The sequence below is a fragment of the Paenibacillus pseudetheri genome, assembly GCF_924513355.1.
In the GTDB taxonomy this organism is placed as follows: Bacteria; Bacillota; Bacilli; order Paenibacillales; family Paenibacillaceae; genus Paenibacillus_AQ; species Paenibacillus_AQ pseudetheri.
In genome coordinates this window covers 247,384-271,531 of sequence record NZ_CAKMAB010000003.1, presented here as the reverse complement: position 1 = coordinate 271,531, position 24,148 = coordinate 247,384, and the positions used below count along the sequence as shown (strand labels likewise).

The 24,148-nt window shown below is 42.3% G+C and carries 22 protein-coding genes; 2 read left to right on the top strand and 20 right to left on the bottom strand.

The genetic code is table 11. The features are described 5' to 3' along the window. Positions 1–71 precede the first annotated feature (71 nt). From L1028_RS04160 to L1028_RS04150, 3 genes are all read right to left on the bottom strand, one after another. Positions 72–653 carry a TetR/AcrR family transcriptional regulator gene (locus L1028_RS04160; protein WP_076284085.1) on the bottom strand — a complete coding sequence of 194 codons (582 nt, stop codon included), beginning with the start codon at positions 651–653 and terminating at the stop codon, positions 72–74. 4 nt (positions 654–657) lie between these two features. Next, entirely contained in the window at positions 658–1,290 is a 633-nt protein-coding gene (locus L1028_RS04155; RefSeq protein ID WP_234531595.1) for a YigZ family protein, read from the bottom strand. Between the two features lie 131 nt (positions 1,291–1,421). Next, a complete protein-coding gene (locus tag L1028_RS04150) occupies positions 1,422–2,777 on the bottom strand; it encodes a glucose-6-phosphate isomerase (protein ID WP_234531593.1) in 1,356 nt (451 codons plus the stop codon). A gap of 234 nt (positions 2,778–3,011) precedes the next feature. Between L1028_RS04150 and L1028_RS04145 the strand changes: the two genes are divergently transcribed. Then, positions 3,012–3,914: an NAD(P)-dependent oxidoreductase gene (locus L1028_RS04145; RefSeq protein ID WP_234531592.1), complete on the top strand. Its 903-nt coding sequence runs from the start codon at positions 3,012–3,014 to the stop codon at positions 3,912–3,914. A 255-nt stretch (positions 3,915–4,169) separates the two neighbouring features. On the opposite strand, the gene ppnP is transcribed toward L1028_RS04145, so the two are convergent. Next, complete coding sequence (gene ppnP, locus L1028_RS04140) at positions 4,170–4,487, bottom strand: pyrimidine/purine nucleoside phosphorylase (protein ID WP_234531591.1); 318 nt, start codon at positions 4,485–4,487, stop codon at positions 4,170–4,172. 33 nt (positions 4,488–4,520) lie between these two features. Next, the gene (gene tkt / locus L1028_RS04135) at positions 4,521–6,563 is read right to left on the bottom strand and encodes a transketolase (protein ID WP_234531590.1); all 2,043 of its coding nucleotides are present in this window, start codon (positions 6,561–6,563) and stop codon (positions 4,521–4,523) included. A gap of 302 nt (positions 6,564–6,865) precedes the next feature. On the opposite strand from tkt, the gene L1028_RS04130 reads away from it, so the two are divergent. Further along, entirely contained in the window at positions 6,866–7,498 is a 633-nt protein-coding gene (locus L1028_RS04130; RefSeq protein ID WP_234531589.1) for a hypothetical protein, read from the top strand. A 66-nt stretch (positions 7,499–7,564) separates the two neighbouring features. On the opposite strand, the gene L1028_RS04125 is transcribed toward L1028_RS04130, so the two are convergent. The 15 genes from L1028_RS04125 to L1028_RS04055 all read right to left on the bottom strand — a co-directional run bounded on the left by L1028_RS04125 (position 7,565) and on the right by L1028_RS04055 (position 24,026). After that, complete coding sequence (locus tag L1028_RS04125) at positions 7,565–8,344, bottom strand: GNAT family N-acetyltransferase (RefSeq protein WP_234531588.1); 780 nt, start codon at positions 8,342–8,344, stop codon at positions 7,565–7,567. 94 nt (positions 8,345–8,438) lie between these two features. Then, positions 8,439–12,269: a hypothetical protein gene (locus L1028_RS04120; RefSeq protein ID WP_234531587.1), complete on the bottom strand. Its 3,831-nt coding sequence runs from the start codon at positions 12,267–12,269 to the stop codon at positions 8,439–8,441. A gap of 13 nt (positions 12,270–12,282) precedes the next feature. After that, complete coding sequence (locus tag L1028_RS04115; RefSeq protein WP_234531586.1) at positions 12,283–14,547, bottom strand: PKD domain-containing protein; 2,265 nt, start codon at positions 14,545–14,547, stop codon at positions 12,283–12,285. Positions 14,548–14,552: 5 nt separating this feature from the next. Further along, a complete protein-coding gene (locus L1028_RS04110; protein ID WP_234531585.1) occupies positions 14,553–15,200 on the bottom strand; it encodes a hypothetical protein in 648 nt (215 codons plus the stop codon). A gap of 34 nt (positions 15,201–15,234) precedes the next feature. Continuing rightward, positions 15,235–15,732 carry a hypothetical protein gene (locus L1028_RS04105; protein ID WP_234531583.1) on the bottom strand — a complete coding sequence of 166 codons (498 nt, stop codon included), beginning with the start codon at positions 15,730–15,732 and terminating at the stop codon, positions 15,235–15,237. A gap of 20 nt (positions 15,733–15,752) precedes the next feature. Further along, the gene (locus L1028_RS04100; RefSeq protein ID WP_076284074.1) at positions 15,753–16,133 is read right to left on the bottom strand and encodes a hypothetical protein; all 381 of its coding nucleotides are present in this window, start codon (positions 16,131–16,133) and stop codon (positions 15,753–15,755) included. Between the two features lie 15 nt (positions 16,134–16,148). After that, positions 16,149–16,292 carry a hypothetical protein gene (locus tag L1028_RS04095; RefSeq protein WP_156113062.1) on the bottom strand — a complete coding sequence of 48 codons (144 nt, stop codon included), beginning with the start codon at positions 16,290–16,292 and terminating at the stop codon, positions 16,149–16,151. Between the two features lie 7 nt (positions 16,293–16,299). Further along, a complete protein-coding gene (locus L1028_RS04090) occupies positions 16,300–16,509 on the bottom strand; it encodes a hypothetical protein (RefSeq protein ID WP_234531581.1) in 210 nt (69 codons plus the stop codon). 55 nt (positions 16,510–16,564) lie between these two features. Next, positions 16,565–17,434: a hypothetical protein gene (locus tag L1028_RS04085; RefSeq protein WP_234531579.1), complete on the bottom strand. Its 870-nt coding sequence runs from the start codon at positions 17,432–17,434 to the stop codon at positions 16,565–16,567. A gap of 11 nt (positions 17,435–17,445) precedes the next feature. Next, positions 17,446–18,495 carry a hypothetical protein gene (locus L1028_RS04080; RefSeq protein ID WP_234531578.1) on the bottom strand — a complete coding sequence of 350 codons (1,050 nt, stop codon included), beginning with the start codon at positions 18,493–18,495 and terminating at the stop codon, positions 17,446–17,448. 12 nt (positions 18,496–18,507) lie between these two features. Continuing rightward, complete coding sequence (locus L1028_RS04075) at positions 18,508–19,953, bottom strand: P-loop NTPase family protein (protein WP_234531576.1); 1,446 nt, start codon at positions 19,951–19,953, stop codon at positions 18,508–18,510. Further along, a complete protein-coding gene (locus L1028_RS04070) occupies positions 19,950–21,014 on the bottom strand; it encodes a CpaE/TadZ family protein (protein ID WP_234531574.1) in 1,065 nt (354 codons plus the stop codon). The genes L1028_RS04075 and L1028_RS04070 overlap by 4 nt, the downstream gene beginning before the upstream one ends. A 12-nt stretch (positions 21,015–21,026) precedes the next feature. Further along, positions 21,027–21,773: an SAF domain-containing protein gene (locus L1028_RS04065; protein ID WP_234531572.1), complete on the bottom strand. Its 747-nt coding sequence runs from the start codon at positions 21,771–21,773 to the stop codon at positions 21,027–21,029. Positions 21,774–21,951: 178 nt separating this feature from the next. Beyond that, positions 21,952–22,851 carry a formyltetrahydrofolate deformylase gene (gene purU / locus L1028_RS04060; protein ID WP_234531569.1) on the bottom strand — a complete coding sequence of 300 codons (900 nt, stop codon included), beginning with the start codon at positions 22,849–22,851 and terminating at the stop codon, positions 21,952–21,954. Positions 22,852–22,916: 65 nt separating this feature from the next. Further along, positions 22,917–24,026 (bottom strand): deoxyribonuclease IV, encoded by a 1,110-nt coding sequence (locus L1028_RS04055; RefSeq protein WP_234531563.1) that lies wholly within the window; start codon positions 24,024–24,026, stop codon positions 22,917–22,919. Between the last annotated feature and the right edge of the window lie 122 nt (positions 24,027–24,148).

Below are 24,148 nucleotides of genomic sequence, written 5' to 3'. Positions count from 1 at the left end.
TGATCAAGCAGAGAAGTAGCGTTATACCAATGCACAGCTTTAAAGTGTGAACTTATAAAAAAAACAGCATGTTAAAGGCTGCGACATAAAACCTTGATATGAGCTGATGCTGCCTCTTTTACATCCTCAAATGATACTTTATCTTGGATATAATAAGATATAAATCCGTGAGCGGATAGGAACAAGGTTAGCGGCACGTTCTGCCAATCCTCGGACACATATCCCTCTTCCTTCATATGACGGCGTACAATACTTGAGAACAAATCAAAACATCGTCCCTGCTCTGCCCTACAATAAGCCAGCAGCTCTTCATCACGAATCATGAACATAATCTCATACTGATAAGGATGATCTATTCCAAACCTTATAAACTCCATGATTAGCTGCTCTACTCGAGTCATACCTTCTTCAGGTGGTTTATTCATTACTTGGCCAAGCAAAGTAGCTACATGATTAAAATCTTCGACAACAATGGCGTAGAACAATTCCGCCTTCTCTTTGAAATGATAATAGAGAGAGCCGTGGCTATATCCCAAATGCTGACCGATGCTTCGCATTGAAATCGCTCGATACCCTTTGGTAATAAACAGATGCCTAGCGGCCTCTAATATTCTTTCCCTCGACAACTCCTGCTCCACTGCTCTCCTTGCCATATACCTAATCCCCTTCGCTGTAGTAAATCCGCCGCCCTTCTGTTACCAAGGCTTGCCCTTGGGTTAGATCTGTTATCCATGCCATAAATGCGTCTCCCTCATCATTTCGCGGTAAACATAACAACGTTACTTTATCGGTGAACAAAGTCTCGCCGGTCTGAATACCTCTTCCCCGAAGTTCGTTCTCAACCTTGCCTAACCAAGTGTAATCAATTTCTACGAATACCTCTCGTCTTAGCACACGGGTGATTACTTCTCCTGCTTCAAGCGCAAGCACTGCCCCATCCGTATAAGCTCTAATCAGCCCTCCGGCACCCAGCATAATGCCTCCGAAATAACGGGTAACAACAATTGCGACATTTTTAACTCCCTGGTTGCGAATTACTTCCAAAATCGGTTTGCCGGCTGTTCCACTCGGCTCCCCGTCATCCGATTGCCTCTGGATTTCGTCTCTCTCCCCAATCACATAAGCAGAACAGTTATGCGTTGCGTCCCGATGCTTCTTCTTGATGTCTTCGATAAACAACAATGCTTCTTCTTCATTCTCAACTGGCATAACATAACCAATGAAGCGAGATTTGCGGATTACGACTTCCTTGGAACCGGAAGAGCGCACCGTTCGATATTGTTCTAACATAATTATTCCAGTCCTTATATACATATGATATCTTCATATAATGTCAGGAGCAGTCCCGGTATTGGATTACCTATGGACTGCTCCTGGTGACTTACACTAGTATGAATGGTCTCTAAAATACTGCTGCAATACTATTCTGTAAGTCTTGCTTCCAGCTCTGCCTTTTCTTTTTCGTAACCCGGTTTGCCAAGTAGCGCAAACATATTCTTCTTGTATGCTTCAACGCCTGGTTGGTCGAATGGGTTAACACCGAGCAGGTAACCGCTGATGCCGCAAGCTTTTTCAAAGAAGTAAACCAAATAACCAAATGTGTATGGTGTTTGATCAGGAATAGTAACGATAAGGTTAGGTACTTGACCATCTGTATGCGCAAGCATTGTACCTTGGAAAGCCTTCTTATTTACGAAATCCATAGTCTTTCCTGTTAAGAAGTTCAAGCCATCCAGATCGTCAGGATCGTTCTCAATGGTCACATGATGAGCCACTTGATCTACTTGGATTACCGTTTCAAAGATATTACGGTTACCTTCTTGGATAAATTGACCCATGGAGTGTAGATCCGTAGAGAAATCAACGGAAGAAGGATAAATTCCTTTGAAATCCTTACCTTCGCTCTCGCCAAACAATTGTTTCCACCACTCCGATACAAAGTGTAAGGAAGGCTCATAGTTCACGAGGATTTCAGTTGTCTTACCTTTGCGATACAGAGCATTACGAACTGCAGCATATTGATAAGCTTGGTTAGTAGCTACATCTGGATTATTGAACTCATCCGCAGCGGCAGCAGCACCTTGCATCATCTCTTCAATGTTAATACCTGCAACAGCAATTGGAAGCAAGCCTACAGGTGTCAATACGGAGTAACGTCCGCCTACATCGTCTGGAATGATGAAGGATTCATAGCCTTCTTCAGTAGCCAATTCCTTAAGGGCACCTTTTTCCTTGTCTGTAGTAGCGTAAATACGTTTGCGAGCTTCTTCCTTACCATATTTCTTCTCCAAAGCTGCGCGGAAAATGCGGAAAGCAATGGCTGGCTCAGTCGTAGTTCCTGATTTGGAGATTACGTTCACGGAGAAGTCTTTGCCTTCTACTAAATCAAGCAAATGCGTGATGTATGTAGAACTGATGTTATTACCAGCGAAATAAACTTCTGGAGTTTTGCGCTTATCTTTAGAAAGGTTATTGTAAAAAGAATGCGAGAGCGCTTCAATCGCTGCGCGTGCTCCCAGATAAGAACCACCAATACCAATTACAATCAGTACTTCGGAATCGCTCTGGATCTTCTTTGCGGCTTGCTGAATGCGTGCGAATTCTTCCTTATCATAAGCTGATGGAAGATCAATCCATCCAAGATAGTCGGAACCTACACCAGTTTTATTATGCAACTGTTCGTGCGCTAACTTAACTGGAGCGGCAAGGTTGTCAATTTCTTGTTGGTTGAAGAATGAAAGGGCTTTGGTGTAGTCAAAATTAATCTTCTTAGACATCGGTAATGGAAACCTCCTGTTTATCTCTTTAAATTTGAAACCGCTTGTTACAACTTTATAATTAGGATACTTTAATTTGCCTTGACTGGCAAGGTCTTAGGGCACATCCCGGGCTTTAGAACCAAGTTTTCGAAAGTTTCATGGAAGCGTTTCCCGCATCATTAGGCATGGCTGAGCTGTGGTGCTAGCCTAAGTGCCGTGATAGAATGAAGAAAACGGAAGGTGGCTATACAAATGAAACAAATCGGTTTTATCGGACTTGGAACAATGGGAGCTCCGATGGCTTCCAACTTGCTTCGTAGCGGCTTTCAGGTAACGGTGTACAACCGTACTACAGCTAAATGTAAACCTCTTGAAGCAGAAGGTGCCCAGACTGCCCTTACGCCACGTGCTGCCGCTGAAGGTAAGGATGTTATTATTACCATGATCAGTAATGATGATTCGGTTCGTGAAGTGTTTTACGGTCAGGATGGTATTCTAGATGCGCTTAAGCCAGGCGGCTTAATTATTGATTCCAGCACAATTTCTCCAGGACTAGTTCACGAAATTGCCACTGCTGTAGAAGCTCGCGGTGGACATTTCCTAGACGCGCCAGTGACTGGAAGCAAGCCGGCAGCTATTGAAGGAACCCTGGTGTTCATGGTTGGCGGCAGTGCTGAAGTCATAGAACAGCATCGCGATATCTTCGATACGTTGGGCAAAAAGCTGATACATATGGGTGAGAATGGCAGTGGTGCTGTAGCCAAGCTGGCTCATAATGCTATGGTCGGCATTCACAACGTTGCCCTGGCTGAAGGATTCGCTATCGCTGTAAAATCAGGTGTTCCAGCTGACAAGTTCCTTGAACTAGTGCAGCTTGGTTCTGCGGGTAGCAAACAAGCAGAGCTTAAAGGCCGTAAAATCATAGAAAATGATTTCAGCAATCAGTTCTCCCTTGCATTAATGTTAAAGGATTTGAAGTTAGCCTCCGCCCACAGCGATTTCACAGGCGTCCCTTCTCCAATGCTGGGACTAGCCAAAAGCATGTTCCAAGCTGGGTTTACCCAAGGCTATGGCGATGAAGATCTCTCCGCTGTAGTGAAATGCTATGAAGAGTGGATCGGACAAAAAATGGGCTCTACTGTATCCGATAAATAAATTCAAAACTAAAACCTACTCTAGTTAGAAACATTTACGATCACCTCAAACATGACTATTCAAATGTGTGAGGTGTTCTTTCTATACATGCATTTGTTTGTTAAAGGAAATATGCTAGAGTGACTTTTGCAGCACAAAAACACAGTCATCACTATCGGACACAGCTGACTCTGTATCACCACCAAAAACAAAAAGCAGCGACTCTCCAATAACAGGAGAACCGCCGCTTTGCTGTTTTTTATGATTTTCAAAAACCTATAGAGCCGGGTAAGAACAGCAATAATCAGTTACTTCAAATACTTCCAACGCAAATTTAGAGTTGCCAGGAACATTGAACGTTGCCGCTCCCTTAATCTCCTGCCATACCTCAGTGCCGGGAAGCAGCACTTTAAGATCGCCGGACAGAATCTCCATAATTTCAGGACCATCCGTACCAAATTCATATACACCAGGCAACATGATACCAAGTGTGACCTTAGTTCCATCCTGCAAAATTACCGTACGGCTTGTTACTTGTCCGCCATAATATACATTGGCTGCTTTTTCAATCGTTGCGTTGTTAAACTGACTCATTACTTGTTCTCCCCCTAATGATTATTCAGTTAATTACAGAAGTGCCTTCACACGGCTAACTACATTCTCGACAGTAAAGCCGTATTCTTTCATTACTCTGTCTCCAGGTGCGGAAGCGCCGAAAGTAGTGATGCCGAGGATATCGCCTTGGTCACCAGTGTAACGTTCCCAGCCAAAGGTTTGTGCCATTTCGATTGCAAGACGAGCCTTAACACCTGGAAGAATTACGGAATCACGGTATTCTTTATCTTGTTTTTCGAACAGATCCCAGCTTGGCAAGCTGATTACACGAACATCGATACCTTCTTCAGCCAAAGCAGCTTGTGCTTTAACAGCCAATTGTACCTCAGAACCAGTAGCGATCAGTTGTGCTTGTGGAGTGCCATTCTTGGAATCAGAGACAACATAACCACCACGTTTGATGTTTTCACGAACGCCATCAACTGTTCCAGCAAGAATTGGCAAGTTTTGACGAGTCAGAACCAAAGCAACCGGATTCTCTTTGTTTTCCATTGCATAAGCCCATGCTGCAGAAGTTTCGTTAGCATCAGCCGGACGAATAACAGTCAGACCTGGGATGATACGCAGGGAAGCCAATTGTTCGATTGGTTCATGCGTAGGACCATCTTCACCAACTGCAATACTGTCATGTGTCAGTACATAGGTTACTGGCAATTTCATGATCGAAGCCAAACGGATGGCTGGACGCAGGTAGTCTGTGAACACGAAGAATGTTCCTCCGAATACTTTAAGACCCGTGTGCAGTGCAATACCGTTCATTGCAGCAGCCATACCAAACTCACGTACGCCGAAGTAGATGTTGCGGCCATCATAAGATTCTGGTGTGAACGATGTCAAACCATTCAAATGCGTCATTGTGGAGCTTTCCAAGTCAGCAGAACCGCCCACAAGCTGAGGAACACCAGCAGTCAAACCGTTAAGCGCACTACCGGAAGCTACACGAGTCGATACTGCTTTATCTTCAGTAGTGTAAGTTGGAAGGTTAGCATCCCAGCCTTCTGGAAGATCGCCGTTGATTACTGTTTCGAATTGTGCAGCAAGCTCTGGATATGCTTTTTTGTAAGCCGCAAATTTGTCATCCCAAGCTTTGTTAGCTGCGATTCCGTTTTTCTTCACTTCTGCAAAATGAGCACGAACTTCGTCAGGTACATAGAAATCTTCTTCGTATACCCATTTGTAGAAATCTTTGGTCAGCTTAGCTTCTTCAGCTCCAAGTGGGGAACCGTGAGTACCGCCATGGCCGCCTTTACCTTGTTTATTAGGGCTACCATAACCAATTACAGTTTTCACTTCGATCAAAGTCGGTTTGCTAGTTTCAGCTTGCGCTTCAGCAATCGCTTTGGCAATAGCCGGAAGATCATTTCCGTCTTCAACGCGCAGTACTTGCCAACCATAAGCATCAAAACGTTGAGCCACGTTCTCGGAGAAGGAAAGGTTCAATTTACCATCAAGGGAAATATCATTTGAATCATACAATACAACCAATTTGCCCAGTTTCAAATGACCAGCGAGTGAAGCGGACTCGGAAGAGATCCCTTCCATTAGGTCACCATCACCACAAATAGCGTAAGTATAGTGGTCTATCACTTTATGTTCATCTTTGTTGTAGGTAGCTCCCAATTGAGCTTCAGCCATAGCCATACCAACAGCCATACCAATACCTTGTCCAAGTGGACCGGTTGTAGCATCAACACCAGCGGTGTGACCTACTTCTGGGTGACCCGGAGTCAAGCTGCCCCATTGACGGAAATTTTTCAGTTCTTCCATAGGCAGATCATAACCACTAAGGTGCAACAAGCTGTACAGAAGCATAGAACCATGTCCTGCAGACAATACAAAACGGTCACGGTTTACCCATATCGGATGATCAGGGTTGTGTTTCATTGTTTTTGCAAACAATTGGTAACCCATTGGTGCAGAACCCATTGGCATACCTGGGTGGCCGGAGTTTGCTTTTTCAATGGCGTCAATCGCCAAAGTACGAATCGTTGTAATGGACAGGTTATCTACAGTTGAGTTTTCTTCCTTTTGAATCGCTTGTTCTTGTTCACTCATTTAATAGTTCCTCCTCTGAAATCTCAAGAATGTCATTTTGACTCTTATTGTATCATTAGTGTGGAAGCAATTCCAATTGTTTTTAAAAACTCTTTATTTGAACAGCTTATGTTTTGCAATATCGACGTATTTATATACACACAAGAACTATCAGACAAGCCAAAGTTGCACTAGTCTATGGTCTAGTTTTTAAATACGACTAAAGTTTGTTTTATAATGCTCAAATATGCAGTAAGATGGAGTTAGTTAAGCATAATTTTCATTCATTACCCAACATTTCCTAGTGGAAAGGAACTTTGAACATGAGTTCGAATAAGGACATTTTTATTGTGCTTACCGGTACAGGTACGGCCTTTAGTGGTTTTATTAAGTGGTTTACAAAAGCCGATCTGAATCATGCTTCGATCGCCTTTGACTGTGAACTGCGGGAGGTATACAGCTTCGGAAGAAAAAAAATGCACAATCCATTCGTGGCAGGACTAATCCAGGAGAACTTTATCGACCCTTTTTATAGCAGCGCTAATTGCTCCATCTATCAGTTGCGTGTTAGCGCTGAGGAATACGATACGATGTACAATCACGTCCAAGGGATGATGCAAAATCAGGAACGCTATAAATACCATCTTTTGGGATTAATCGGTGTGCTTCTGAATATTAAAATCGATAGAGAAAATGCTTATTTTTGTTCCCATTTCGTTGCCTCTTTATTTGAAGAAACTGCAGTTCAGCCTGTGAATAAGCCTTCCTGCTTCGTTACACCGGAAGATTTCGCTCTTTCACTCTGTGCACATAAGATTTTTACTGGCAAGCTATCCTATTATTTACGTAGAGCTCAGAGAGCATCTGCGCGCCCATCCTCTTTACCATTACATACTACTTCGGTTGCCTCACGAATGATGCGAATGAATGAAGACCGGACTGAAGGGGTCGTATAAAAGGTTCTATACTTGTGAAAAAGGACTAAGCGGATTTAAATCCGCTTAGTCCTTTTTCATTAACCATCAAATAACAAATTCAACCATGTTCTGTTTGCACATGAGCTCATAACCGATGGATTGATATAAAGAAATTGCTCCTACATTTTCCTCAAGGACATTCAAATACACGTTAGAGGTAACCCTTCTCCCCGCTCGGGTGAGCTCGGCACAGATTTTTTTTCCGTAGCCTTGCCTTCTCCATCTTATATCCGTTCCAATGTTCCCCAATTCAACGTAATCCTCGCTATAAATATGGTATCCACCTACCGCAATCAGCTCTCGTTGTTCCATCACACCATAGAACGAATACTGTAATTCTTCTTTTGAAAAAGCCATTGTATCTAAATCGGCCATCTTCGACTCAATGAGTTCAAAATAAGGGGAACCCAAATGTAAAACGCTTGTATCCACCGGCGGCAACGCTTCTTGATGAATATGCTTCATTAAAAGCAGCTTTTTGGGAGACTTAACAAGCTCAAGCTGTGAAGCGAGTACAGGCATAACTTCTTCATTCACGATTACATTACCGACAGCATTGTCAGGTAAATTCAGTTGTGCTTTCATAAATGAAAGCACGGACCGGAGACAAAATGACTTCTCCACAGGGAATACGGAAAAAGCATAGAATGGGAGCCCCCTTAAAAAGGCCAATACGCCCAGCAGCTCCCCCTGGTCAGTAAAATGTCCATAGTGTACCGAATTATGCTTACGAGCTGTTAGATATGAATAGTATAAAAAATGCTGTTCCCTATTCATCGAATTCAAGATTGATTTCATTTCCGCTGGTGTTAACTCTCGAATCATATCTCCTACCCCTATAATGTTTGATACAATGCTTCAACATTAACATGATCCTGTGAAGTCACGCAAAAAAGATGGGGTGATATAGGCTCCTACTCTACTTAATTCGATGACTCTGGAAATACTCCGACCAATCCGATGATATAACAACGGTAACTGTATCCGTTTTGGTGTTGTACGCATTCTGAGCCGTAAAGGTAAAAGTAACAGGGCCATCTAGTAGCTTTTCAAAAGAGCTATCATACATTTCACCTGTCCAGAAGGTTTTATCGTCGTTAGTCGGGCTGAGCTGCGTAGTGAACCCTCCGTTCATGGTTACTTGCACAGTATCCGGGAGACCTGTTGCTGTACCTTGCAGAACAAAACGTTCTCCTGCCCAAAAAACGTTGTATCCTCTTGGACTCTCCTCATTGCCGCTCTTTTTCAAGTTATAACCTTTGCGGTTATTATTCCACTCTTCGGTATGCTTCACTCCACCTTTTATACTTAATAGATTCACCATGAAGTATTTACGCGCAGAAACATTACTCCAGCTGAACCCATCAAAAACTTCAACCTCTACAGCATACTTCTCGTTTTCAATCAGAGAACCGGCTGGAATCTGCCATTGCTTAGCGCTTGATACTTGCTCACCAGATTGTACCTTGATTGCACCGGTGGCCAAGTTAATAATTCGCACCTTATAACGTTGCTGCAGGTCTCCGTCCTCATCTTGATAATCCCATTTAATGATCGGTGTGAGTGTACTTGCGATCGTTGGTTTTGACGAGTCCGTACTGGTTGGATACGTAATATTAACTGTTGGAATTCTATTCACGACTGTTACACTATGTGAAATTTCACGGTACAGCCCCAGAGAATCGGTTACAAGCTGTCTAAAGGTGAATACACCATTACTACTAAACTGCTTCGTGAAGTCCTTTTGAGTACTTGCTAGGGCTTCTGTTCCACTTGATTGTTTTATGAAATACTTATGGCTTAATGTATCTCCTTTTGGTTCGTCTGGATCAGTTGCGGTACTCTTAATATTCAGAACGTCCGTCCGGTAGATCGGTACCTTAGTCGAATCTTTACCAGTATCTGTGATCAGAGTGAATCCCGGCTTAGGTGCGTTATCGATGATGAATGTTTTTTCATTTGATACATCTGACCATGAAAATTTGGAGTATGCTCGACCTTGCACTGTAAAGTATTCAAACCGTTCAAATGTATTATTTGGGATTTGATATTGTCTGAGCAGTCCAGTAGGATCCGGATTTTCTATCGTGGAGACCAATAGACCATCCTTTGTAAAGAACTCTAACCTGTATTTCTCTTGTGAATCATTTTCCGGATCTGCGTAAGTCCATTTAATTAATGGATCGCCTTGTTCCGAATCAATCACAGATGGGTTTGTTGCTGTACCTGTAGGGCTAGTTAAAGTCATAGTAGGTGCCAAGTTTTCTTTCACTTGGACTTGCAATCCAGCGATATTCGACTTATCTCCTATCTGATCGATTGCCCAATGTTCTAGCGTATATACCCCTGGATCTGAGAAGGTAAGCATAATATCGCGAGTAAGATATGATTTCACTTCACCAGTACTGTTCGTTACTTTCCAGTAGTATTCTAAAGAACCTTGATCTGATATATCCTCATCGATATCCCCTGATGTAAATTGTTTTGTATCATACTGATTTACGGATGAAGGTCCATTAATCTTAGCAACAGGAACATGATTCTTAACCATAAATGTACGGGTCGCATAAGAGCTTAACCTTCCATCAGAAGCTTGAAGCTGCATTTCCCAGCCATCAGAAATGGCCTTTTTATGTGAGATACCGTTACGATTAATAAGATCCCGAATGGTCATAGATTGATAACGGTTGTTTCCCGCCCAGTAGTAAGGAGAGTCATTAAACTTTGCATTCCAGGCATAAGATAAAACATCTCCATCTTCATCCGGATCTGGTGTTAAATTATCCATCGTGATAATCGTATCGCGGTAAATTTCGTTAGGCATTGTAAATGCTGCAGCTGGTGGATGATTGACTACCTGTACATTTTGACTGTACCAATCCGACCACAAACCACGATTATCATGTACTTGTAGATTGAGTTGATAGTTGCCTTCACCGAATGATGCGATATTCGGCGGTGTTGTCGCCCCACCCCAATGTTCCCATACTTTATTCCATCCGTCTTTGATTACAGTCCAGTAATATATATCTAATGGATCATTATCTGGATCGAAAGATTTGTCTATAATGGTCGTAGATTTACGATAGGAAACGATATTGGGATCAACGGTAAATAACGCAACGGGTGGTAGATTAACAGACGCATTCCCCACAGTACGTTGACACCAATCACTCCATACACCGATTCCATTATCTCCATCCACATCACGGACTCTTAAACGGATGTCGTAACTGTCCTTTTCAAAAACTCCCCCAGGTGGCTGCCCGTCGATCCACATCTCATCAACACTCTTTTTATATTGCCATTGCCACTGCATAATCCCTTTATCAGAACTTGTAATATGATCTAAATCGTAGGACGAATCTATTAATTGAACATTTCCATTGATAAGCCTGGCTGAAAAAAGCGCGATTGGCTTGCGATGGACTTTAAAACTCATCGTAGATGCGGCATCTTTACTCCACATCTGATATTCAGCAAAGCGAGCATCCTGTTTCGGTATATCCTTAGCTTGATAACTCACTACATATTGTCCGGTATACGGAAATGAAGTGTAAAGGCTCGTCCTCCATAGTCCCGAATCCCCTATAATCCCCATTGAGTTATCAAAATAATTCGGATCATGATCATATCTCACTCGATCAGTGTACTTAGCATCCCACTCATAATCTTCATAGGTGGTGCCGCTATTCTCTATAGGACTATTAACGAGAACAAAAGCGTTTCGCTTCAGTCTGTTTGTAACTTTAAAGGTCATATTCACGGATTCCGACATATTTGAAGGATCCGCTACTTTTACAGTCATCGTGTAATTACCTGGCGGTATCGAATCAGCTACAGCGTCTACAGGGATAGAGAAATACTGATATCCTTTCGTTTGAGAGACTACCGTCTTCCTATAAAATACATTTGGTATTTCCGCGCTTACAATAAGATCATCATTATCTGGATCGTGGACATATCCCTCGATGTTAAGTGTGTTTCGTCCAGGCTCGTTCTGCAGGACTTGATTATTAGGTGTATTTAACGAAATGGTAGGTGGACTATTAGGTATCAAAGGAAATACTCTTTGAAAACTATGACCAATGTACGGACCTCCATATCCTTTATCTGGATTAAATCCACCAAATGAATCCTGTTGACCTGCACCAAAACTGTAGTTAATTACTAATCCTATTGGAAGCTCACCGTAACCTAAAGTCCCCGTATAGTTGTAGTAAGGAACATCTGTCACTAGATTAAATGTATGTTCAAATGTATTCGGGTAAAACGGTCCTTTAAACCAACTCTTATACAACGGGTCCCAATTTGTATTTGGACTAGACCAGTGGCTCGGGCAACCATATTCGTGGAGTGGTAAATCTAATGGTCTTCCCTCTGGAATTGCCGATACACAGAGATCTGCTCGAACGACACGTAAATCTAGAGCACTTTGTGAAGGAGTCAAGTTTACTCCTAAAGTCAATGTTGCATCCGAACTAAGGTCAAATGTAAGTTGCTTAGTGGTACGATTAAATTTAATATTCGTTAGCTTTTGGTTATTTATTGTCCCACTAAGAGTACCATATTGCCAACCGGCATCAGTATACGAACCGTCAGCGGGTATATTTATATCTTTATAAGTGATGAAATTAGGATCACCCGTCGCAGCCTCTGCTGTCTGAAGATACACTCCCTGACTAGGAAAAACTCCGAATAGGATAGAGATTATAATTACTAGTGAAAGTATTTCTTTTGTTTTCTTCATTTAAGCACCTCTCCTACCAGGACAAATCAACTTCTGGCGCTCGATTTTTCACTTCTACAATCCGTGAGCTTAACTTTTGTCCATCTGAATTTGTAGATTTCCGATCAGCTTCTGTCACAAACTCATCAATGGTTGGTTGACCAAACTCTTCAAACACAGTAAGTCGGACTTCATATTTTCCTACCTCGCTCAGCTCTAAATTTAAGCGGTCTTTGTTCTCATTACTGAAAATCACCCATGCTTCTCCGCTAAAACTCCCGTCATTATTCGAATCATAGCGATACTCCCAGAGTCTCCGACCCACTACATCTTTATCAGGCGAATAGGAGATATCATCCAATGAAACCACCGCTTTATTACCGTAATCAGGACTTCGATATACCACTCCAGGCAGAGTAAAATAGTTGTACGGCGCTTCATCTGGCACAATATCAAAAGTAATCTCATCACTATCAGAATACCCAAGCGTATTTTCCACATAAATCGCAGCCTTATATTTTCCAGGTTTTTTTAATAAGATGTCTTTGCTTTCAAGTTCAGATAATGTACCACTATATTTAATATCTGCATTCGTACCGCCAGATACAGCAGTGATGGTAACTCGTGTTTTCGATGGTATTAACGGAAAGCGTGTTGGACTCTGGCTTCTATTGAACAATGTCGTTTTACGATTTTGTTTAAGTATTCCTTCTATATTTATAATTGCTGCTGGTTTGGGCTCAATGACGGTAACTTCTGTACTTGTACTACCTATTTGTCCATCATTGTCAACGACTGTGAGAGCTATAGGAAATGTCTCTCCAACTTGCTCTATGGTATACCATACATACCCCCTTGGGACATTTCCGATTTCTCCCTGGGCTCCAGATGTGCTCCAAGCATAGTCAGTGATATATCCATCCGGATCATAGGAAGCATTTCCACTAACGAGCATATCAGACCCTGCTTTTATGTATCTAGCTGTTGATATTCTTGCAATAGGTGGCTTTCCTTCAGGTTCTGTTGGAATGGTTGGATTGGGAGGAAAAGTAACTTGAGGATTGTTTTTATAAACACCTGCTGAAATCTGTAGAGGCTGTTCCAGAGAGGTGATGGTTCCATTCTTTGTGACGATTGGCTTTTTAAAGCGGACGAGAACGTTTAAAGCATATTCCTGAGTAAAATGTTCGCCCGTTACACTCGACTTTTTGATCTCAAAGTCAAACAAAGTACTAACGTTAAATGTCTTAGCAGACTCCTTTTTCGTTTTGAGTGTATTGTTCCTGTCTTTCTCTTTAGCATAGAACACCCACTCGTCAATGTTCGAAGCATCATTGTAACCTTGCAGCTGCCCCACTAATGAAATTTGTACGGGTTCATCTTTATCTCCCAATTTTGTTGGATTGGGATTAGGTTTATTTAGAGTTACCGTACCAGTAAGGGTCGGTTCTGTTGGGAGGGTGTAGTCAAATGAGACATTTCCACTATACTTATACGTAGTCACATTAGCCGAACCTGTAAAGTAGTAGCTTAAGTCCGTTTTATAACGTCTACCCAATGCATAACCACTTTTGTCAAAATTCGGACTTAATTGTTCAAGATTATAATTTTGCATAGCTGCGTCAGTTTTGTAATAAATAATAAATTGATTCCCATTTACAATATTATGATTAACATATGTTTCTGAAAGTGTTTCTTTAGGCACAACTATTTTGACTGTTGATTCTATGATTTGAGATGAATCTATTACCGAATTCACGTTTTGGTCGTACCATTTAATTCCTGAACGTGATACTGCTGATTGAGTTACCACCGTCATATCAGGTGGATCATTTCTAGGTGTACCACTACCTTGTCCATTTTTATCGTAATGTTTTTGACCATTAATGTATGGGTCCCATTCATTTATCTGCCATCTTACACCGTCTGAATATCGCCAAATAGAATTACCAGGATTCGTAAAAAAAAGGGTCTTAAACGATCCATAATATCCGAGTAAATTATCTATTCGTTGTTTTGCTTCAACGCCCTTTAAAGTAACCTTTATTTTCCCGTTCTCCATTGTAAGAGCAACTTTTTGATTAGAGCCATTATATTTAAGAGAAGAGACATCAATTGCCGAATTGGATACTCCACTTGGAAGATCTAAGTAATAAGATTTTTGAGCATTTGCAGACCCATTAAGAACTTCTGAAGGTATTGCCACTGTTTTACTTTGTGAATTAGCAGCCTTAATGTTCTGTGGAATATATAGAAAAATAAGTATAACTGTAAGCAATACAATCCAAGTTTTCTTCATATAAACTACTCCCCTGAAAGTTTAACAATGTATTTTTCTTCAAAATTGCCTCCAACATTAAGATATATAGAAATTTCTTTAGGGTCTTTAATATATCCATACATCTGATAGCTAGATAGCTTCTCACCTGGTTTCAACACCCAATTCCACAATGCTTCCTTATTGTTAAATTGTTGCATTTTATTTTTAGGTGAAGGTGTAAGAAGATTATAACCATCTATTTTAAAATGCCATTTTGGACTCGAATCATTAGCACTTAATTGAATGATTTTACTGCCCTTATTTTCAATGGTAAGTTTAGTCCATACCATATATTTCGTAGGTGTTTTATAAATTCGATCTGAATAACCATACATCTTCATTAGAGATTGTGCTTCTTTAGACTTTACATCGTAAAACATCAGCTTCTCTAACGTGTACGTTAATCCTCCAGCACTGATTGTTACTGGAAGATCCATTTCTTTTTTTAGACCAAATTTAAACAGGTTATCCCTCAAAATAGGCGCCGGCGTTGCTGTAGGTTTCACGGTCGCTGTTGGCTTAGCCGTAACTACAGATGTAACCGTTTCCGCTTTTGCAACCACTCCCTGCCCCAAAACCACGCTAAATAACATTGCCGATACCAAAGTCGCCTTTACAACTCTCTTCTTCATCCCAAATCTCTCCCTAGTCTCAATTGGATTTTTCCTACTTATTGAACTTATACTCCTGAACTGCAGGTACTCTGATTGGCTCTTGTGTTTTGGCTCTGGAGATCAGCAGCGGATGTTCCGTCTCAATGACGGCAATAACCGAGGGACCCTTTATGTATTTGGTAATGCCATATTCACTATCCTCGTATAAAAGTGGAAAAGTCACTCCATCGGAATCATCAACAATATCGAACTTCACGATCTTTACTTGATTCTTAAAACGGCTGCCTACTTGGGGAGAAAGACCGTTATCAAGCCCAAGATTCGCCTGCAAGGCATGCTGAAAATTATCGTAAGCAAGCGCGGGATCGATAATTAGACGACCTCGTGTGAGTTCAGTTTCATCTAATTCCTGTGCGGCATCGTGAACAGCGATATTGTTTGCATCTTTTAGCATGCTGCGCAGCATGTCCCACTCCTGATTCTGGATCTGAAAGAACCAGGAGTAGATAAAGATCAGTAGGACAAATGCCAGCTTAATAATGTAATCCATAAATTAGGATCATCCCTTAATCAATCAAGATATTCACTCATAATTGACCCATGCCCATAATATCGGGTAGGCTGCGAAACTGTGGAAAAGTTATAAGGAAACAAATTTATCCGCGGTGCTGTTACATACACATCAATTCGTTGTTTGCGTTCTTGAATGGTATCCGTACTACTTGTAATTTCTATAGAACCCTCTGAGAACCCAATCGCCTTCAGATTTGAAATCACTTCGTTCCGCATAGACGCTGTGACCATCCCCTCCGTTGCAGCTTTTTGTGTGATGTAGGACGTATTAGCTTTGACCTGCAAATCTAGCAGATAATCGATATAGGTGAAAATAGGCTGCAGGATAATAAACAGGACAAGCCACATGAATAATGCCCGGAGGACGGTCTCCTTCAATAGAAACGCCTCCTTCTAATATTGCTCTACTTGCTTAGTATGTGTGATGATATCGTCTTGACTGCTGCCAATGATATGCGTAGCTACTGTGATAAACATCCCTGCGATCACAAAGCCAATAGCCAGAAACATTGCTATGGAGATAGAGTCTTTCTTCATAATCGAATTAAACCGAAGTATGGGTTAAGACCCGAGCAGTTGCAGTTTGGCTGGAATCCAGCGGTTGAATAAATGTCACACCCGGAATCGTCGGTTTATTATCATCCGTAGCATCAATTACCTCTCGAACTACAGGAATCAAAACGGCAATTACGATGGCCACGCACAAAAATCCGATAGCGATAAACAAACCTGTAGAAATAGCATCCTTTTTCATGTTAAAATCTCCCTTTTATTTTATATTTTTTAAATAATATTGAATATACAATTTTTCACTGGAACATGCCGACCCCATTAAAATTCCCTTTGATCAGTAAAATGTACTGCATCGCCATCGCGACGATCATCAAAAAAGTAGCAATCGATGGGATAACATTAATGATCGTAGATAGATCACCGATAAAAGACCACTTTTTCAAATACTGATCACTGGAGATTTTGGAGATAATCTTACCTTGCTCACGCAAATAATTCGCCGCTTCTGTGTCGTCGTCCATACCCTCAGTAGCCAGCAAAATGGACCGAATGTCATTAATAAAACTATGATTATCCGGAAACTTTGCACAAAACCATTCAATCGCCCCCTCCACACCCTCATCTACTGCTCGTTCTGACAACTCGTACAAGTCCTGACGTATATATTGAAAATGTCCAGCCGTACTCCCGCAAAAAGTGCCAAATTGCGCATATCCGCGCTTGCGTAGCCGATTATTCTCGTATAGACGGATGAAAGAGATCAGCTCACCGTCTTTTTTTATAACCGTTTTTTGATGAAGCCATGCAAGCACCCAGCCAAACGGAAGGTAGCGCATCGGACTGCTAATTATGAGAATAAGTAGAGCAATTAGAGGGGCATAGATAGAAAAAGAATTAGAACGAATGAAATCACTGACGACTTGAGTTATTAAATAAATCAGCGCTGCTGAGTAACGGAAAAGCGTAATTTTACGGGCCGAAATCGATAAACCAGAATCATTCAATAATTGCTGAAGTCTATCCCCCTGCACCCGTTCCCCAAGCTTATTCCACCGTAGTCCTAATCGGACAAGATATCTTTCCTGTTTACTACTACTGCTTACAAAGACAAGTAATGCGACATATACAATCCCGATTACAGTAACTAATAGTAACAATCTGTCCATAGCTCATCACCTTAGTGGTAGTCCAGTTTAGGTCTGGCGAGAATAGTGCTGATCACAAAAGAAATAAAAAGACCGGAGACGATCACCATCAAAAAAGAAAGTCCTACTGTAGTCTCAAACTGCAATTGGAAATAGATATCAGGCTTCAGCATGTACATAAAGGTTCCAACCGTTGATACCAGCACCAGAAGATTACCGTATAAGCCAAGGCTAATCGCATCTCTACTTCCCGCTTTCACAGTCAAAATCGTTTCCCTCTGTTGCTCCATAGAACGGTTTAATAGCATCAGCGAGCTTTTTAAATAACGGGTCCCTTCCTTCTCCGCATAGAGCAGATCCGATATAAATTCTAGGGCGAAGGTAGTGCCAATCGCATTAGAAAATCTCCCGGCTTCCTCAACAAGCTCCTTCTCATTACTGTAATTGGAAAATGCAGCCCCTAGCAGCTTCAAGGGACCCTTCAGCACATTCTTATCCGTAAGAAAATCCGCTGTCCGATCGAGAACGGAATCTACCGACAAGTGAGTGAATTTGGTGGAGATTTTGACGACATCGAGTAAATCATAGCTTCCATGCACCTTCCTCTGTGCGTAGATGTATCTCATACGGAAATAAGGAATCGTCGCAAAAATCACAGCCATAAAAAGCGGAAATCTCCAAGCCCCTTGAATCGAACGCCCTTCATTAAAAGTTATCCCCTCCAGAAAAGGATTGTTAAAACTCAGTTGCCCAGGAAGCTCGCTTAGCGTCAGTAGTCCTGATAGAAAAACCGCGATAAACACTATTGCTGTACGCATGATAAAACGCATAACGCTAATTCCCGGCTCATACTTTCGGTGTACAAAATATAAAAGATTATCTAGATGACGGTAGAGCCACAGCCTTTTTTTTACCGAGCTAACTTTTCTACCAAAAATACCCATTTTATGTTTGATACGAAAATCGACTTTCTGACCTACCTGCCGTAAATGCCGTTCGATTAGCGGTTTAATGAGCAGCCACATTCCCCACACAATCAACAAATGAAGGACAAAACGAAGAATATACAATAATAAATTCACGGTTTCACCTCCTCACTCGTTAAGAACGATCTTAGATTTCAAGCTTTCTTTGATAGGCTGATCCATTGGTTGTGCTGTTGCAAGCCGTCCCAGCTCTTTCTGGAGCAACTGTGTTGCCTGCTCATTTTTCCTAGTCATCTTCAGAATCAGGTTCTTCGTCAGCTTGTCATTATAGGACCAACACATCTTTTGGAGTTCCCAGCGCATCAGATCATTCGCAAATACAGAGTTCTTTTCCTCGTCATAAAAGACTTCCGATATTCGCGTTAACCGCTTCTTCCCGTTCGGAACACTTTCCAAAATAAAGACCAGCTCGCATGATTTCAGTGCAGAGATCAAATGCCCCTTAAGGCTCCCGCCAATCCTTGTCGACACGGCAAAAGCGCCTTGATAAGGAATATCCTCCGAATCAACGGTGTGGAAGGTTCCGGTGATGCCGTCATACCCTTTTTCCCCACTCCATAGATAAAATTCCCATTCGTTATAACGCATTTCCGTCATATACAAAATGTTTGGGTCATGCCGCAGTGACTCTACCCCTACCTCCATCAATTCCTCATTCGCAGCCTGGATTGGAATAATTCGGTGACCTTTAATCTGGTAAGGTAAAATCGACTCTGGATGCTTCTCTATCATCACTACACCCATACATGATGAAGATCCAAGCAATTGCTCGCCGACGATTGTATTTGCAAAGGTTGTTTTCCCCGAGCCTACAGCGCCCGCAATAATGGTATTGCGAAAGGTAGATGATAACGCCCGAATCATTTCAACCGCTTCCGCAGGAATACATTCCGTACCCGCCTGATCTTCTAGACTCAGAAACTCTACAACCTGCCGCCGTAACGATATTGTGGTGAAGCCATCCCATACTCTCGGGGATACCCAAATGGCAAGCCTAATAAATCGACCAGGCCAGAGCGGGTCATCCATTTTAAACTCCACTGAAGGGTTGTCCTTGTTCAGCTTTTTGTTGGGATCACTTTTTAATAAGGAGCGCTTTAACTGTTCAACCCGATCTAGTGAAGGCATCTCATATGGATAAGCTACAAACTCGCCTTTGTGGTTATAAAAGATCTGCTTTCCGATCATCTGTAGTCCGGTTGACTCACTGTAGGCACGATCAGTAAACCAACGATACGCCGGACCAAAGCCCTTCCACTCATGATAAAGCGCTTCTGCCGCCGTTCGGTATGCTTCAGGAACCTTGCCCGTAAAGGGTGTCTTCCGCAAGTACTTCTCTATCTCATTCATAAAAAAGCTAACCGCCTGCGGATCGCCAATTAGCGCCTTCGCATTTAACTCGAAGTAAGCATCATCCTCACGTTCCAGCCCTTCGTTCATATCGTTTTTCATTTTTTGCAAAAATGCATAAAAGTCTTCCTTGCCCGGTTTGCTCATGCGTAGGATACTTTGTTTTAGAGAGAACAACGGACGGTTCAGTTGATTTCCATTCATAGGAATATACCTTTCTTTTTAGCTTCTGGCGCCAGGCTCATGGACACGAGCAGAGAATGTACCTTATCATCCACATGCTGCAGCTCTTTTTTGCCTAGTGGTAAGCTTTCCTGCAAGGGCTGGTAATACGGTAGCTCCAGCAAGATTTCAGTCCCAAAGCGAAGCGCTAGATTTTTAGGAGAAGATATTTCTTCCACATTATTGCGGTTAATAATTAGTTGAAAATCATGTGGACGTAGATCCATATGCCCAGCAAGCTCTAGTAGAGGTTCAAGTCTGTATTCATGCTTTGGATGAGTGACGATCATACGCAGTGCCGATTTGTGCATTCCGACATACCATGCAGCACTTTCCGGAATAGAGCCGAAGTCAGCAATAACAACATCTGCATTTGCCCCCGCCCTAGCCAAAAAATATTCAATCTCATCCTCCTGATAATCTTGTGCACTCAAGTAATCGTAATTGCCTGGGAGATACGAGTAACCATCTTGCTTAATCAATTGCTCAAAATCCTCATCATGAATCATCTTCCCTGTAAGCCTTGATCGAAGCCTATCCAGACTAATGGTCGCTTTGCGGTCATATCCGGGATCATATAAATCAAGTCCAAGGACAATAACACGAAAGCCTGCCGCGGCAATTCGTCTTGCGAACAGTTTGGCTACACTAGTACAGCCGATCCCCGGACCAGATCCAAAAAAACCAACCAGATTACTTCGTTCCTCCCCATCCTCGTCTAGAATAAAGCGAATCTTCTCTATCACTACTGACGAGGTAGAACGAGGAGGGATAAAATAGATTCCTAAGCTTTCACACAACATATGTACAGCTTGGTAACCACTGATTCCCTTTTGCAAATATACATATAGGATCGTTGAGCTCGGATAATTCCGGCGCAGTTCGCTAAGTGACTGAGCTTGAATCTGGTCACTGGTAACCATTAGCATATGCCCTCCTGCATGAGATGGATCAGGAAGTACACTTTGTGTGATTACAATAAATCCTGCATTTTTGATATCATTAATGGTTAACTGATCTATGCCTAAACTAAATATTTTCAAGACGCTTCCCTCCTACTCGACGACCCGTACGATCCACAGCTTCTTTCCCTGCTCCAAAAATTGTCCAAGCCGCTCGCCATCACTTTTCTTCAACTTCAATTCTGGTGTCGCCACTTTGCCAGTCGAAGTGAAACGATTATTGTTATTGCCCTTTTCTGAATCCAGCACATCATTATTGTCTTCGGTTCGCACATAATTCACGGTGACTCCAGATATAAACACCTCCTTTGCAGGTTCGCTAATTGGGCTCTGCACGATCAGTTCTTCCTCTTTCTTCTTGTTATTTGGACTAAGCGATTCACTCCGCCTCTCCCGGTCTCCATCAACAAGATAAATATCTACCTTATCCCGGCTGCGCAGTGAACCATTGATGGCGTAGATGGCCTCCTTCGGTATAGGAAAGATCCCTTCATCCTTTAGGGGTTCTAAATCACTAACATCCACTAAGGATGCGGTCAAAATACTTCCGTTGGTCAGATTTACATTCGTAATTTTGTGCTCCACCTGTGCGATTTCTGTAATTACACCTGAAGGTATATCCTTGGTCTGAACAGAATCCAGATATAAATCACTTGCTTTCAGCTCATAGTTTTTGGGAAGAAGCTCCCCGCCTTCCACCTTGATTTTGACCACAGTTCGGGATAATACGTAGGGCTTGAAGTAGAGATCATAGCCTAGCAGTCCTCCGACTCCAGTAATCAATATGAGACTTGCGAAGAAATAATTGCGTTTCAACAGTTGCCTACGCTGTAAAGCCAAGCCTTCCACCTCCTCAAAAACACAGTTTTGAAAAACGACAAAAAGCAACTTGGCGTAAATAGCCAAGCTGCTGGTAAAATGCTTTTTTACCTGTAGAAATTTAGAAACTATTAGATTATAGAGTTTCCTGTAAAAGCACTCAGGTTCATACCATAGGCTCTCACCGGAAAATAACCCTCTATTTAAACACTACTGTCTTATTTTGATGGACGAGGATCCGGTCTTCGATATGCCATTTCACCGCACGAGCCAGAACAACCCGCTCAATGGTGCGTCCAATCCGCTTCAGCTCGATAACATCATCACTGTGGCTAACCCGTTGTACATCCTGTTCAATAATCGGGCCACCATCAAGCTCTTCTGTAACATAGTGAGCAGTTGCTCCGATAATCTTTACCCCGCGTTGGTACGCTTGAGCGTAAGGATTACCTCCAATAAAGGCTGGCAAGAAGGAGTGATGAATATTAATAATTTGGTGGCGATAGTGCTCAATAAACGACGGCGAGATAATCTGCATATACCGGGCCAGAATTATAACATCAATGTCGTCTCCGATGACCTCAAGCTGACGTTTTTCCGCCTCAGCCTTAGTATCAGCTGTAACTGGAATATGATGAAAAGGAATTCCGAAGGACTCGACATACGATTTCATATCCAAATGGTTGCTCACGACGAGAGCGATGTCGGCTTCCAGATCACCAGCTTGCCACTGCCAGAGCAGCTCCACAAGACAATGGTCTTCTTTAGAGACAAATATGGCTAATTTTTTCTTATGACGAACATTAAAAATTTTCCAGTTCATTTTGAAACGTTCAGCCACACCGCCGAACAAAGAACGTATCTCTTCCAGACGATCTCCTAATTCAGGAAGGTCAAACTCAACTCTCATGAAGAACATTCCGCCATCTGGATCCATTGTGTACTGATCCGATTGCACAATATTCGCGCCATGCTGATACAAAAAGTGTGATACAGCCGCCACGATTCCCGGTCCGTCAGGACAAGAAATGAGCATACGCGCCCGGTTGGAATAAGACTCAACACCTGACGAATTGTTTCTTTTTACGTGTAATTCCATGATTCTCATCCCATCCTCTCATCTACATGTGCAATCTGAAGTCTAACTTATGCGTGAACGAGCACTTACTTGCCTGCTAACCATGCAATCAAGCGATGATTAATGGCTTCCTCGCTCAATTGCGGGAACAGCTCGGCAGCGATGACTTCATCATATAGACGCTCCAGCGGTTCACGTGGATCAGCTTTTTTGGCCTTGGCATCGTTCTTCAGCATCTCCCAGACATTAAGCACAAATTGACGGGAATCGATCTCCTTATTAGCAAAAAACTCACGCAGTTTTTCAACGTCTTCTATAAACTCCGGTCCAAATCGTTCAGCTACGTTACCACGGAGCAAAGCAATCTCTACCTCATACATCGGACGCTGATTCTTCGCATCTTTACCAACCCATGGCGTCTCAAGAATGAATGGCAGACCTGTCAATTTCTCATGATGGACGATTTTGTTAATCGTATCAAAGCCGATCCACCCCGAACCAATTGGAGTGTGACGGTCTTTACCTGCTCCACATGGATTTTTGCTGTCATTGATATGGATAACCCCAAGACGATTCAAGCCGATAATCTCATCAAACTTGTTTAGAACGCCATCCAAATCATTAACAATATCATAGCCAGCATCATGAATGTGACAAGTATCAAGACATACGGACAAACGCTCGTTATGTTCAACCTTATCAATAATAGAAGCAATCTCCTCGAAGCTGCGCCCGATCTCTGTTCCCTTACCAGCCATAGTTTCTAGGGCGATATGAACTTCAGTTTCATTTGTTCCCCCAAGAACCTCATTAAGTCCATCTGCAATCCGTTGGATGCCGTATTCTGCATCCTTATCAGTGAATGCACCCGGATGTAATACGATATGCTTGACCTCAAGCGCATGCGTACGGCGGATTTCCTCTTGTAAGAAATCAACGGCCAACTGATACGTATTCTCTTTATAGGAAGCGAGATTAATAATGTAAGGTGCGTGGACGACAATCTCCTCCACACCGTTTTCTTTCATTGCTAGTTTTCCTTCAACGGGATACATGGCATCAATCGGCTTGCGGCGCGTGTTCTGTGGCGCTCCTGTATATATCATAAATGAGCTGGAACCATACTCATTTGCTTCATTTGCTGCGGTCAAAAGACCCTTGTCCGAGCAAGACACGTGTGAACCTATTTTCAGCATACTTCTTCCCTCTTTCCTTCACGAATTACCCCCTATTCTACCGTGATCAGAAAAATAAATCTAGACAAGGTCAATATGCTGGGTTCTGCTTCGCAAAACTTTGGAAATAAGCTATACTTTAA